This window comes from Clostridium ragsdalei P11 (genome assembly GCF_001675165.1).
Taxonomy (GTDB): domain Bacteria; phylum Bacillota; class Clostridia; order Clostridiales; family Clostridiaceae; genus Clostridium_B; species Clostridium_B ragsdalei.
In genome coordinates this window covers 76,984-89,911 of the sequence record NZ_LROS01000079.1, presented here as the reverse complement: position 1 = coordinate 89,911, position 12,928 = coordinate 76,984, and the positions used below count along the sequence as shown (strand labels likewise).

At 29.8% G+C, this 12,928-nt stretch carries 15 protein-coding genes; 10 read left to right on the top strand and 5 right to left on the bottom strand.

From position 1 onward, the window contains the following. Nucleotides 1-245 precede the first annotated feature (245 nt). The 3 genes from CLRAG_RS19825 (at nt 246) to CLRAG_RS19815 (ending at nt 1,631) form a co-directional block, all read left to right on the top strand. Complete coding sequence (locus CLRAG_RS19825; protein ID WP_065079993.1) at nt 246-635, top strand: immunity 22 family protein; 390 nt, start codon at nt 246-248, stop codon at nt 633-635. A gap of 144 nt (nt 636-779) precedes the next feature. After that, nucleotides 780-941 carry a DUF1540 domain-containing protein gene (locus CLRAG_RS19820; protein WP_065079992.1) on the top strand — a complete coding sequence of 54 codons (162 nt, stop codon included), beginning with the start codon at nt 780-782 and terminating at the stop codon, nt 939-941. A 273-nt stretch (nt 942-1,214) separates the two neighbouring features. After that, a complete protein-coding gene (locus CLRAG_RS19815) occupies nt 1,215-1,631 on the top strand; it encodes a TOBE domain-containing protein (protein ID WP_065079991.1) in 417 nt (138 codons plus the stop codon). A gap of 110 nt (nt 1,632-1,741) precedes the next feature. Here CLRAG_RS19815 and CLRAG_RS19810 read toward each other — a convergent pair whose 3' ends face one another. Then, nucleotides 1,742-2,614 (bottom strand): LysR family transcriptional regulator, encoded by an 873-nt coding sequence (locus CLRAG_RS19810; protein ID WP_065079990.1) that lies wholly within the window; start codon nt 2,612-2,614, stop codon nt 1,742-1,744. A gap of 409 nt (nt 2,615-3,023) precedes the next feature. Further along, the gene (locus tag CLRAG_RS19805) at nt 3,024-3,491 is read right to left on the bottom strand and encodes an OsmC family protein (protein ID WP_065079989.1); all 468 of its coding nucleotides are present in this window, start codon (nt 3,489-3,491) and stop codon (nt 3,024-3,026) included. Between the two features lie 115 nt (nt 3,492-3,606). Between CLRAG_RS19805 and CLRAG_RS19800 the strand changes: the two genes are divergently transcribed. Then, a complete protein-coding gene (locus CLRAG_RS19800) occupies nt 3,607-4,581 on the top strand; it encodes a D-2-hydroxyacid dehydrogenase (protein ID WP_065079988.1) in 975 nt (324 codons plus the stop codon). A gap of 42 nt (nt 4,582-4,623) precedes the next feature. Beyond that, nucleotides 4,624-5,850: a peptidase T gene (gene pepT / locus CLRAG_RS19795; protein WP_065079987.1), complete on the top strand. Its 1,227-nt coding sequence runs from the start codon at nt 4,624-4,626 to the stop codon at nt 5,848-5,850. Between the two features lie 273 nt (nt 5,851-6,123). Here pepT and CLRAG_RS19790 read toward each other — a convergent pair whose 3' ends face one another. Further along, complete coding sequence (locus tag CLRAG_RS19790) at nt 6,124-6,804, bottom strand: DUF3298 and DUF4163 domain-containing protein (RefSeq protein WP_065079986.1); 681 nt, start codon at nt 6,802-6,804, stop codon at nt 6,124-6,126. 199 nt (nt 6,805-7,003) lie between these two features. Between CLRAG_RS19790 and CLRAG_RS19785 the strand changes: the two genes are divergently transcribed. The 4 genes from CLRAG_RS19785 to CLRAG_RS19770 all read left to right on the top strand — a co-directional run bounded on the left by CLRAG_RS19785 (nt 7,004) and on the right by CLRAG_RS19770 (nt 10,688). Then, on the top strand, nt 7,004-8,206 hold the full coding sequence (locus CLRAG_RS19785; RefSeq protein WP_065079985.1) for an EAL and HDOD domain-containing protein: 1,203 nt from the start codon (nt 7,004-7,006) through the stop codon (nt 8,204-8,206). Between the two features lie 138 nt (nt 8,207-8,344). Further along, entirely contained in the window at nt 8,345-8,917 is a 573-nt protein-coding gene (locus tag CLRAG_RS19780; RefSeq protein WP_065079984.1) for an NAD(P)H-dependent oxidoreductase, read from the top strand. 1 nt (nt 8,918) lies between these two features. Then, nucleotides 8,919-9,590 carry a flavodoxin family protein gene (locus CLRAG_RS19775; protein WP_065079983.1) on the top strand — a complete coding sequence of 224 codons (672 nt, stop codon included), beginning with the start codon at nt 8,919-8,921 and terminating at the stop codon, nt 9,588-9,590. Between the two features lie 150 nt (nt 9,591-9,740). Then, entirely contained in the window at nt 9,741-10,688 is a 948-nt protein-coding gene (locus tag CLRAG_RS19770) for an AEC family transporter (protein ID WP_065079982.1), read from the top strand. 51 nt (nt 10,689-10,739) lie between these two features. Here CLRAG_RS19770 and CLRAG_RS19765 read toward each other — a convergent pair whose 3' ends face one another. Continuing rightward, nucleotides 10,740-10,943: a helix-turn-helix transcriptional regulator gene (locus CLRAG_RS19765; protein ID WP_013238592.1), complete on the bottom strand. Its 204-nt coding sequence runs from the start codon at nt 10,941-10,943 to the stop codon at nt 10,740-10,742. 1 nt (nt 10,944) lies between these two features. Further along, the gene (locus tag CLRAG_RS19760; protein ID WP_065079981.1) at nt 10,945-11,337 is read right to left on the bottom strand and encodes a hypothetical protein; all 393 of its coding nucleotides are present in this window, start codon (nt 11,335-11,337) and stop codon (nt 10,945-10,947) included. An 804-nt stretch (nt 11,338-12,141) separates the two neighbouring features. Here CLRAG_RS19760 and CLRAG_RS19755 point away from each other — a divergent pair. Further along, a complete protein-coding gene (locus CLRAG_RS19755) occupies nt 12,142-12,924 on the top strand; it encodes a PhzF family phenazine biosynthesis protein (RefSeq protein WP_065079980.1) in 783 nt (260 codons plus the stop codon). Nucleotides 12,925-12,928 lie beyond the last annotated feature (4 nt).

The window sequence follows — 12,928 nt, the reverse complement described above, 5'->3', positions numbered from 1 at the left end:
AATTTATAAAAACCTAAGGACTTTTGAAAACTCGTGCCTCAAACAATTAAAAAGTCCTAAGTTTTTTTATAAATTTTCCACTAACACTTATATTCAAAATATTTAAATGTGCTTGCTTATTGTAAAAATATTTCTGCGTATAAGTTTATTTTTAAGTTAGAAACTCTTATGGATTTATAAAGTTATTTTCCTTTATTCCTATGATAAAATAAAGGTATATTTAGAAATGTAAAGGAGAAGTCTTAATGGAGTATGAAGGAATAGTATCTATATGGATGGCAAAATGTGAAGATATTAAAGATTTACAGCATTATCTTCAAGTAAATTATTCTAATTTTGGTGACTATTTAAATTCTAAGTTTGAAAAAAATTTTAACGTTGAGTGTTTTGATGAGGAACTAAAGGAAATAAACTTTATTGAAAGAGATTCGGATTTGTTTTCTGATATAATGAAAGATCAATCTTTTTCACAAAATATTATTTCAGATTATAGCAAAAAGTTTTCAGATAAACTGGATAGGAAGTATAACTCAATTATATTATTATATAACTTTAATTATGATGGTTCTGTAATAGAAGATCATGACAACAGTGTATATGTAAAATTTATTGGAAGTTTTAAATATAGAACATAGAAATATAAAGATGTTATTCATAAGAAAAAATTTCCACAATTACTTGATTTATTTAATGGATTGCTTGGATAGTATTTATGTTTTAGGTCATACTACATATATAACTTAAATATATAATATATATATTGAAAGGGGGATTTAATTATGGATGCACCAAAAATGGAAGTTAAATGTGGCGTTGATTGTTGTCACTATTGGAAAAATGACTGCTGTAATGCTAAGTCTTTGGAAGTTAACCCAATGCAAGGTAAAGACCCCGACACTAGTGATGATACTTGCTGTACAACATTCAAACCGTCTAAGTGAGAATTTTAGAAATAACTCCGGTTTAGGTTTAAACCGGAGTTATTTTTTTAGAGTTTTATCTATTAATGTGAAGAGATAAAGAATGCTGTATAGTCAGTTATATCCGTTAAGTGATAATTAAAGAAAAGATTAAATATTAAATTATATATAGGCATTTAGCTATGATAAATATAATATTATACAATTATACTTATGGTAGGCTATGTGATATTATGGAAACATAGTAAATATTAATATTTTATGTCGCTTATGGCGGCAAGATGGGGGTAAAAAATGATTATTAGTGCAAGAAATCAAATAACAGGGAAAATTGAATCTGTTAAGGAAGGTGCAGTAAATGCAATTGTTACTTTAAAAACAGATGGAGGTGCTGCTATTACTTCTACTATTTCAATGTCAGCTGTAAAGGATCTTGGACTTGCTCCAGGAAAAGAAGCAACTGCTGTAATTAAGGCTACAGAAGTAATGATTGGCATAGGAGATATGAAACTCAGTGCAAGAAATCAAATAGCAGGGAAAATTGAATCTATTAAGGAAGGTGTAGTAAACGCATCTGTTACTTTAAAGACTGATGATGGAAACACAATTACTTCTACCATTTCAATGGCTGCAGTGAAAGATCTTGGACTTGCACCTGGAGTTAAAGCAAAAGCTGTTATTAAAGCTACGTCTGTTATGATGGCTGTATAAATTATATAAAATTTTTGCAAGCTACATAAGATTGTTCCAAAAGTAAGTAAAAGTCCTTAGGAATTTCAAAGATACAAATGTGTGTTAGAAATTCTTAAGGACATGATATTTTATGGTTCATGGCATATCTTTATAAAATCTTTCATAGCACTTGTCAATAATTTATTCTTGTGATATACAATAGCTAGTTTCCTATTAAAATCCATATCCTTTATTTTCAGTTCTCTTAGAGAACCTGAGGTAATATGATCTTTGATTAGTTGAAAAGGCAGTACAGCAATTCCAATATTATTTTCGGATGCATTAATTAAGGCTGTGGTGCTTGTACTTTCCCAATAGGGATTAAAAAATAATCCAATTTCATTCATTCTTAATTCAAATAGATTCCTGACACCGGAGCCCTTCTCTCTTAGTAAGAGTCGTTCATTGACTATATCATATGCAGTTACTTCTTTTTTTGAAAATAGGTGATGCTTCGGATGGGCAACCACCACAATACGATCATTATAAAAAAAGTCTTCTACAAAATCAGATTTATTTTTAAATTCTTCAATAAGGGCAAGATCTAGTTCATTTTTTCTAAGCATTTCTGTGAGAATAGAGGACTTATTTACATTTACCATGATTTCTGAATTTGGATATAACTTATTAAACTTTTTTATATATTTATGTATTAAAACAACACCAACTGTATAGTTCGCTCCTATTATAAGTTTTTTTTGAAGAGAATTTTGCCTAAGGTCATTGCCTGCTTCATCAAAAAGCTTGATGATATGCTTAGCATATTGATATAATTTTTTTCCGGATGAAGTAATATATAATTTGCGAGATAAACGTTCAAAAAGGGTAACTTCATAATAATTTTCAAGTTCTTTAATGGCTTGGCTTATGGAAGGTTGTGTCATAAATAATTTATTTGCAGCAGAAGTCATATTTCCTTCCTCACATACAGTTATAAATATTTTTAAATGGCGTATCGTCATGCTAATTACTCCTATTTTTATATAGATATTTGTATAGTAGTATCCTTTTATATATTTATATTAACATAAAAATATATAAACAGCATTTCCGATACTAATGATGTATCAATAATAGGAAGAATATAAAAATATTGCGAAGCAATATTTTTAATTAATAGTTAATAATGAAGAATTAATAGTTAATGTGGATTTTTTTCGTTACACTACAAAAAATCTTTAATTAAATTTTTGAAGGCTTGCTTTGCTAAAGCAAAACATTATTAAGCACTGGCTTATATAAATTTAAAGATTTTTTGCGATAGCTAAAAATCATCCTTTACTATTAATTTTTCATTATTAATTCTTAACTTGCGAAGCTTTGCTTCGCAATATTTTTAAACTGCCAAAGTTGAGTTGTTAAGCTTATAAACTATAAACTGCCCATATAGTGCATTTGTTTTTCTATTGAAATTTTAGCTGGTTCTATTGGTACGCTATTTCTTATACTGTCTCCCATAGGGCATGTTTTTTCAACAAATTCAACAAGTTCTCTTACTTTATTTTCTGGGGAATCAGTTCTTATATTAACGTTAAATCTTATATCCTGATATCCAGATCTTGAGGTAGAAGGACCTGGAGAGGTATTTAAATCCATATCACCTTCAAGTTCTATTGATAAGTATTTTATATTTACTCCATATTTATCCGCGTAGGATGCTATAGACATTGCCTGACATCCTCCCAAAGTGCATAGTAAAAGTTGGGCAGGGTTCATACCTTTATTGGTGCCACCTGATTGTTTAGTCTTATCTAGCAATACTTTAAATCCACCAGAATGTGCTTCTACTGCTATTCCATCTTTTTTTTCAACTACAGCTTTTACAGTTGTAAGTGGCATTAAAATCACTCCCTTCAAATATAGTATTTCAAAATAAAATTAAATTATTATGGTGATTCTAATTTGAAGAAGTATTATACTAAAAAGTATAATTTACATAGAGGAAGTGGTATATTTGAAAATTGTAATATTAGATGGATATGTACTAAACCCAGGTGATTTAAGCTGGTCATCTTTAGAGGAGCTTGGAGATTTAACTGTCTATGACAAAACTGTATTTGATAATAGCAATGATGATCTTATAATTGAGAGGATTAAGGATGCAGAAATAGTATTTACAAATAAAACTCCAATATCTGAAAATGTATTTAAAAATTGTCCTAAATTAAAATATCTTGGAGTACTTGCAACAGGATATAACATTGTAGATATAAAGGCCTCAAAAAAATTTGGTGTTGTAGTGACAAATATTCCAAATTACAGCACAGATGCTGTAGCACAAATGGCAGTATCACTTTTGCTTGAACTCACAAATCATGTATCGATTCACAATAAGGCTGTAAAGGAGAGACAGTGGAATGAAATTGGAGAATGGTGTTTCTGGAAAAAGTCACTTATGGAATTAGGCAGTAAAACAGCAGGGATAATAGGATATGGAAAAATAGGGCAAGCAACTAGTAAGATAGTTCAGGCTATGGGAATGAAAGTGCTTGCATATAATAGACATAAAAATAAGGTACTTGAGAGTGAAAATGTAAAATATGCAGAGCTAAATGATGTATTTGAAAAATCAGATGTGATTTTCCTCCACTGTCCATTAACTGAAGAAACTAAGGGTATAATTAATAGTAAATCTATAGAACGTATGAAAGATGGAGTGATAATAGTAAATAATGCTAGAGGTTCTTTAATTGTAGAAGAAGATTTAGCTCATGCATTAAATAATGGAAAAGTATATGGTGCTGCACTGGATGTAACTTCTAGAGAGCCTATAGAAAAAGAAAGTCCTCTTTTAAAAGCAGAAAATTGCATAATTACTCCACATATTTCCTGGGCAGCAAAGGAAACAAGAGAGAGACTTCTAAATATTGCTGTGGAAAACTTAAAAAAGTTTTTAGAAGGAAATCCTATTAATGTAATCATACTTTAGGTGGATTGCATTTACAATAATATTATTTTAAGGAGGATGAACATGTCTAAGGTTGTAGAAAAATTTACTAAATATATAAAATTTGATACTAGATCAGACGAAGAAATGAATACGGTTCCTACTACTTCAGGACAGATGGTGCTAGCAAAAGAATTGGAAAAAGAGTTAAAAAAAATAGGAATGAGAGAGGTTTCAATAGATGAAAATGGATATGTAATGGCATCGTTACCGTCTAATCTTAATAAAGAAGTTCCTACTATAGGATTTATTGCACATATGGATACAAGCCCAGAAGTTTCAGGAATGAATGTAAATCCTAAATTTATCGAAAACTACGATGGTAAGGATATAGTTTTAAATGAGAAAAAAAATATTGTCCTTTCTCCAGAGGATTTTCCAGAATTAAAAGACTATGTTGGCAAAACACTTATTACTACAGATGGAACTACTCTTTTAGGTGCTGATGACAAAGCAGGAATTGCTGAGATTATTACTGCTTTAGAAACTTTAATAGAAAATCCAGAAATTAAGCATGGAAGCGTTAAAGTTGCATTTACACCAGATGAAGAAATTGGAAGAGGACCAGATCATTTTGATGTTGAAAAATTCAATGCAAATGCAGCTTATACTGTAGATGGAGGATCTCTTGGAGAATTGGAATACGAAAATTTTAATGCTGCAAGTGCAGAAGTAATTATTAATGGAAGAAATGTTCATCCGGGAAGTGCAAAAGGGATAATGATAAATTCAATGCTTATTGCTGGAGAATTTATGAGTATGCTTCCACAGAATGAAACTCCATCAACTACAGAAGGTTATGAAGGCTTTTATCATATAGTTGCACTTAACGGTGGAGTAGAGCAAACAAAGCTTGAATATATAATAAGAGACTTTGATGAGAAAAATTTTGAAAAAAGAAAAAAATTTATAACTGGTGCTGTAGAAAGCTTAAACAAGAAATATGGCAAAAGTATAGTTAAAATTGAAATAAAAGACCAATATAAAAATATGAAGGAAAAAATTGAGCCTGTAAAACATATAGTTGATATTGCTTTTGAAGCGATGAAATTGGTGGATGTGGTTCCAAAAGTTCAACCTATAAGAGGTGGTACAGATGGAGCTAGCTTATCTTTTAAGGGACTTCCTACGCCAAATATATTTACTGGAGGACATAATTTTCACGGTAAATTTGAGTACATACCCGTGTATTCTATGGAAAAAGCTGTAGAAGTAATACTTAAAATAGTTCAGTTATACGGGAAAATGTAATAAATAAATTAATAAAGATGAATGGATCATATGAAAAGAAAAGTAAAAAAGAATTACAATAATATCTTAATTTTCAAAATTTCATAGGGGTAAATAGTTAACCAGGGTGCATGGCCCTGGTTTTTTAAGGCATTTTCAAAGAAATAGCAAGTCAGTATGCTAGCCTATTTTTTATCATACTGCGTTGGCAGAACCCTTAGATAGGATTCACTATCTGCGGAACCTGCCTCCTTGTCTGATAAAAAATATCCGTCGCATCTTTGACTTGTTATTTTATTTCAAATGCCTAAGCATAGTTATTGGACTTGTTGGACTCAAAAGATTTTTTATTTTACTATAAGGCAATTCAATTTCAAAAATTCCATAGTAGTAAGGTGTGTATTCATAAACTTGATAATAAAGTACTAGTGAATTAGGAGTAAGGTAATACTTTTGATCTGGAGTTATACCTTTGTACTCATTTATCAGTGTAATGTTATTGTCCTTAATATATTGATTAGCAAGTTCATTTAAAAAACCTACGTAATAGATTTTAGGGTTAAATAAATCGCTGAAGTTGTAAATTTGTCCTGTATTAACATTTAGTGTTATGGAAGAATAAGCTGTAAATCCATGGGCAGCTTTGTTTACATAAGTATACATATTAAACAGTATACTTAAAAGACCGTTTTTATTTAACATTACGTCATAAGTACCTAAAATTTCATTAAAATCTATTTCTTCTGGAAATAGGACTTGAGATGTAAAAAGTTTACTTACTTCATTTATAATAGAAGTATTTATCTTATTCATTATTTGATCCTTATTTGGATTTGGTATAAATGGATAGCTTATACTAAATTTTTCAGGTGATATCTTTGCTGTATTTAAGATAACTCCACTACTTGACTCATTTCTAAAAAAGTATTTAGCAAATGGACAGATATTTTTTGAAATATTATGATTATGTGGCATTTGTACCCTCTCAATAATAGTTTTTATAGTATAATTTATTTATTAAGGGGTAAAAGTGTTCTTCTAGTTTTTTAATTAAAAAATAAAGAATAAAGAAGTACCCAAATTTGTACGATAAGTTTATAATAGGATAACTTCTAAAATAATTCCAATAAACGCTAATATATATATATTAAGTATGTTTTAAGGAAGTGATAATTTGGATGCATTTATAGCTAGGCAACCAATATTTAATAAAAAAGAAAGAGTTGTAGCTTATGAATTACTTTATAGGGATAGTTTTGAAAATTACTATAATGGTAATGATGAAGATAAAGCCACTTGTAATGTCATAGCAAACGTTTTTTCTCTCGTTGGAGTAGATAAAATTACATGGGGTAAAAAGGCGTTTATCAATTTCCCTAAAAATCTCATAACGGATGATATTATTCCAATGTTACCTAAGAATGTAGTAATTGAAATACTTGAAACTGTTGAGCCAACTCCAAGAGTAGTGCATGCATGCAGATATTTGAAAGAGTGTGGCTATACACTTGCACTTGATGATTTTATATTTGATAAAAAGTACATAGAATTATTGGATTTGACAGATATAGTTAAAGTGGATTTTAAGATGGCAAGATATGAAAAGAAGTTCATATTAAATAATACTAAAAACAATAATATTAAATTTTTAGCGGAAAAAGTTGAAACACAAGAAGACTATAATAAAGCAAAAAATTTAGGATATGACCTTTTTCAGGGATATTTTTTTAGTAAGCCAACTATAGTATCAGCTAAAGATATTCCAAAGGAAAAGTTAATATACGTAGAAATACTTTTTGAATTAAGCAAAAAAAATGTAGATATTATAAAATTGAAATCACTTATAATAAAAGATTTATCTATAATATATAAATTTTTAAAGCTCATAAATTCATCTATGTATGGGCTTAAAAGTAAAATTGTTTCACCACATCAAGCAATAACCTATCTTGGAGAAATAGAATCTCGCAAATGGCTTTATGTTATAGTTTTAGGAAGTATGGGATCTTATAAATCAAGTGAAATTGTAAGGGCATCTCTTGTAAGGGCTAAATTTTGTGAAAGAATTGGATCAAGGTTATACCCTGATAATTTGGAAAAGCAGTATAACTTTTTTATAGTAGGTATGCTTTCTATGCTTGATGTAATACTTGAAAGGAATATGGAAAGTCTGTTAGATGAACTATTTTTAGAGAAGGATGTAAGGGAAGCCCTAATTGGAAAAGGTAATAAATATAGGGAAGTTCTTGATTTAATAATTTCCTATGAAAGGGCTAGATGGGATAAATCTATAGAATTTTCAAAAAAGTTAAATATAGATATAAGCACAGTTGTAAAGGAATACATTTTTGCATTGAATTGGGCTAACATAATATGACATAATCGAGAGTTGAGAGTTGAGAGTTGAGAACTAGACTTTCACTTTCCTAAAATTATGTTGACAATGTAAACTTAGTGATGTAATATATATTCATAAGTTGACACTGGTAACATATTAAGGAGGTAATTTGAACCCATGAAAATATTAGTTATAAATGACAGTCAAAATGAGGACAAGTTTGGAAAGAAAATAAGAGAGAAAACTGTGAAAATGCTTAAGAGTGAAAAATTTGAATTTAAAGATTACAATTTAAATTTAGACGATTTGCACTATTGTATTGGTTGCTTTAATTGTTGGATTAAAACGCCGGGCATTTGTGTATTTGATGACCTGGGAAGAAATATATGTGAGGATTTTATAAAAAGTGACATCGTATTATATGTAGGTCCAATAAAATATGGATGTTACAGTCCTGTTATAAAAAGAGCACTGGATAGGCAAATACCTAATATACTTCCGTTTTTTGAAGAAGTAAATGGAGAAATGCATCATTCACCACGTTATGACAAGTATCCAGAACTAGTTACTTTAGGATATGGTGAAGATGTTTCTAGTGAAGAAGAAGAAACTTTTAGTTCTCTTGTTACAGCTAATGGAATAAATCTTCAAAAAAGTGGAGCAAAAGCTTATGTGTGCAAAAACGATGTTGATATAGATGAATATATAAGTGATTTTGAAAGCTATTTAAAAGGAAGAGAGGTTAGGTAAAGTGAAAAAGGTATGTTTTGTAAATGGAAGTCCTAGAGAAAGTGGAAGCACTTCAGCTTATTTCATAGGAGAAATACAGAAATTAATTAAAGATAATGATATAGAAACTCAATGTGTTTATGCAATTAAAGATTTAAAATCAGGTAAGATAGCTCAAAGTTTTGAGAAAATTGTAAACTCAGATAGCGTAATATTTGTTTTCCCACTTTATGTTGATAGCATACCATCTAATTTTCTTGATTTTTTATGGAAACTTGAAAGTTATATAAAAGAAAATGAGATTGATAAAAATAAACTTCCAGATTTATACGGTATTATCAATTGTGGATTTGTAGAAGGTGTTCAAAACAGAAATGCTGTAAATATAATTTATAACTTTTCGAAAAAGACAGGATTTGAATTCAAATTTGTAATAGGCATAGGCGGAGGCGAATTCATTAAGGGTACAAAAGATATAATACCAATTGAGAGTGAAGTAAAAAGAGACACCTATCTAGCACTTTGCAAACTTAAAGATAGTATAGAAAGTGGCAGAGAGGATGATGAAAAAGGAGTATTCGTAAGCCCTAAGGTGCCTAGATCACAATTCATACTTAACGGAAATAACGGATGGGTAAAAATGGTGAAAGAAAATAATATGACAAAAGAGGATCTTTTAAAAAAGGTATATTAAAAATGAATGAGATATTTCACTTAGAAAGTATTTTCTATTTTGAGATATCTCATTTTTCGTAATAAAATTTGTATATTAGACAGGTTCTATTATAATGTAATATGTGTACTTAAATTTAGCTATATGCTTTAGAAAGGTGAAAATTACAAAATGGAGAGTTTAATATACAGTTTAAATGCGACAGTACCTGTGTTTTTAGTTATTGTAGTAGGATATGCGTTAAAACAAATAGGAATGTTAAATGATAATTTCATAGAGGTAGCTAATAAATTTAACTTTAAAGTTACTTTACCAATATTATTATTAACTGATATTGGATCAACTAATATAATTAAAAATTTTGATGGAAAGTACATATTGTTTTGTGCAGTAGTTACGTCCATTTGCTTCTGGTCAATTTGGTTTTTTACTAAAAAATTTATGAAGAATTCTTCTATGACAGGGGCTTTTGTACAAGCATCTTTCCGAGGAAGTGCAGCTATACTAGGAATTGCTTTTGTTCAAAATATTTATGGAAATGCGGGGATGGCTCCTATGATGATTATAGGAGCTGTTCCACTTTATAATATATATTCTGTTATTGTACTTACTTTTGAAAGTGAAGATAGCAGAGGAGGAAATGATAGTATAAGAAAAGCATGTATCAATATTATAAAAAACCCCATTATCATAGGAATTTTGCTAGGAATGATAGTGTCACTATTAAATATTCATTTTCCTAAAATAATAGATAAAACACTTAAAAATTTTGCAGTTATGGCGTCTCCTTTGGCACTTGTAACTATTGGAGCTGGCTTTGAAGGAACAAAAGCCATTGCAAAAATAAAACCAACTTTAGCAGCTTCCTTTATAAAATTGGTAGCCCAAGCTGCTGTATTTTTGCCATTAGCAGCATATTTTGGATTTAGAGATCAAGAACTTGTTGCTCTAATTATCATGCTTGGTTCTCCAACTACAGTAAGCTGTTATATAATGGCAAAGAATATGAACAATGATGGTGTTTTGACTTCAAGCGTTGTTGTAGCCACTACTTTATTATCAGCTTTTACTCTAACGTTCTGGATTTTTGTATTAAAGAGCTTTAAATTTATCATATAATTTGTTTTTAAGTGGACTGGTGGAGGATATAACCTCCACCAAATTGATAACCTAATCTTCAAATTTAAATAATTCTTCCACAGAAGTATTGAATACTTTTGCGATGTCCATTGCCAATTTAAGTGATGGATTATATCTACCATTTTCAAGGTGAACAATGGTTTCTCTTCTTACCCCTATTAATTCTGCTAATTCACTTTGTTTCATATTCATTTTTTCTCTATATTCCTTTACTTTTGTTTTAAGAGTTGGCATATTATATACCCCGCATATCAATTACACAGAAAATAATTGCCCGCAGGATAGTTAATGCTACTATACCTATAGCAATCAAGTAGCCTGTCATTACGCCACTTGGGGTTATAAATGCTGATGGAAGTAAAATACCGGCCATAAATAGATAAGAAAGTTTTAGACAAATAGAATCTGTTTTATTAAGGGTTTCTTTTGCAAATTCATCAAAGATCTCTGAGTTTCCTTTGAGTAGTGCTAAAAATACAAGTGTGAGTCCTAGTAATAAATATTCTATTAGTGTATGAATGGGTTTGAAAGTGAGACTTACACTCATCCAATAATACATGAGAAATAATAAAGCCGGGATTATTTTAGCACTAATCCAAATTCTTAAACTAATCTTTTTATCTTTCATAATATAATCTCCTTCATGTGATATATTTGTAACTTATGTTATAAATATATCACATGAAATTTTTAAAATCAAGTAAAAAGTGAATTATTTATAAACAGAGTTCTACGCATCAGATGGAGTTTTGACTCCACCTGATGCGTAGAAATCGTTATCCAGGGACGTAGCTGCTCTTTACTCCCACTTGGATATTCCATAAGGCTTGAACCAGCTTACCAATTAGTTACCAAAGTTATGTGCAATGTATAGCTTGGAGAAGTGGGAGTATTAGAGCAGGTAGTCATCGGATAACTTTATTAAATATTAAAAAGCCAATGCTTAATTAAGCATTGGCTTTGAATTTTATATTTATATCCAAAATATCGGTGCTTTAATTTTGACACCTATCTCTCGATAGGTGGGTGTTCTCACAGATGTATCTATCGCTCTTAATGCCTTAAAAGGACTCATAAAAAAGTACATATTCTCATCTAAATTTGAACTCCCGATGTTTAAATGTAGGTTCAAAATAAAAGCTTAACGTGTATTTCAGAAGTTGTACACTATAAAATTCATAATAAAAAGAAAAATTATCAACTAGGAATGTAGTCGTTTTCCTTTTGTGAGATTATAATAACATATTTAAGATGTCATTGCAAGTAGATAATATATGGTAGATTAAGGAATCGATAGAGATATATTTTTAGCACAATAAATTTGCGCAACTATTTTTTCATTTGTAAGTAAAGTTCAAGTTTGATGAAGTTCAGTTTACAAGAAGTGGTTAGTATAGTAATATAATATTATTTAAAAAAGGGGGCTAAGTATATGAAATATTATGTTGTTGATGCTTTTACAGATGAAGTATTTAAGGGGAATCCGGCAGGGGTATGTGTATTAGATAAGTGGCTGCAGGAGGATGTAATGCAAAAAATTGCAGAAGAGAACAATTTGTCAGAAACAGCTTTTGTAGTTAAAGGTAAAAATAAAAATGAGTATGAACTAAGGTGGTTTACGCCAAAGGCAGAAATAGACTTATGCGGACATGCTACACTGGGGACTTCCTATGTTGTTTCCAATTATGTAGATGTTGGAACAGATAAAATGATATTTCATACTTTAAGTGGAATACTTGAAGTCAATCATAAAAGTGATTTATATGAAATGGATTTTCCTACAAGAGAACCTAAAAAAATTCAAATACCAGAAACAATTTCGGATATCATTGGGGTGGAACCTATAGAAACATATTTATCAAGGGATTTATTTGTAGTAGTTGAAACAGAAGAGCAGGTTAAAAATTTAGATCCTGATTTTTCTAAAATGTTAGAATTAGAAGATGGCTCAGGAATTATCGTAACTGCAAAGGGCAGTTATGTGGATTTTGTATCTCGCTGTTTTTATCCAAAGCTTGGTGTAAATGAAGATCCTGTAACAGGCTCTGCACACAGTAATTTAATACCTTTTTGGTCAAAAAAATTGAATAAAGATAAGATGATAGCAAAACAGCTGTCAAAACGCGGTGGAACATTATATTGTGAACTTTGTGGTGATAGGGTTAAAATAAGTGGAAGAGCTTCACTATATATGGTGGGAAATATTAATATATAGTTAT

What these genes read in the sequence shown, in the direction of transcription:
- CLRAG_RS19790 (WP_065079986.1), bottom strand. Translation starts at nt 6,804, where the DNA reads ATGCCACATAATCATAATATTTCAAAAAATATCTGTCCATTTGCTAAA.
- CLRAG_RS19805 (WP_065079989.1), bottom strand. Translation starts at nt 3,491, where the DNA reads ATGCCACTTACAACTGTAAAAGCTGTAGTTGAAAAAAAAGATGGAATA.
- CLRAG_RS19760 (WP_065079981.1), bottom strand. Translation starts at nt 11,337, where the DNA reads ATGAAAGATAAAAAGATTAGTTTAAGAATTTGGATTAGTGCTAAAATA.
- CLRAG_RS19780 (WP_065079984.1), top strand. Translation starts at nt 8,345, where the DNA reads ATGAAAATATTAGTTATAAATGACAGTCAAAATGAGGACAAGTTTGGA.
- CLRAG_RS19815 (WP_065079991.1), top strand. Translation starts at nt 1,215, where the DNA reads ATGATTATTAGTGCAAGAAATCAAATAACAGGGAAAATTGAATCTGTT.
- CLRAG_RS19825 (WP_065079993.1), top strand. Translation starts at nt 246, where the DNA reads ATGGAGTATGAAGGAATAGTATCTATATGGATGGCAAAATGTGAAGAT.
- pepT (WP_065079987.1), top strand. Translation starts at nt 4,624, where the DNA reads ATGTCTAAGGTTGTAGAAAAATTTACTAAATATATAAAATTTGATACT.
- CLRAG_RS19820 (WP_065079992.1), top strand. Translation starts at nt 780, where the DNA reads ATGGATGCACCAAAAATGGAAGTTAAATGTGGCGTTGATTGTTGTCAC.
- CLRAG_RS19765 (WP_013238592.1), bottom strand. Translation starts at nt 10,943, where the DNA reads ATGCCAACTCTTAAAACAAAAGTAAAGGAATATAGAGAAAAAATGAAT.
- CLRAG_RS19810 (WP_065079990.1), bottom strand. Translation starts at nt 2,614, where the DNA reads ATGACGATACGCCATTTAAAAATATTTATAACTGTATGTGAGGAAGGA.
- CLRAG_RS19770 (WP_065079982.1), top strand. Translation starts at nt 9,741, where the DNA reads ATGGAGAGTTTAATATACAGTTTAAATGCGACAGTACCTGTGTTTTTA.
- CLRAG_RS19755 (WP_065079980.1), top strand. Translation starts at nt 12,142, where the DNA reads ATGAAATATTATGTTGTTGATGCTTTTACAGATGAAGTATTTAAGGGG.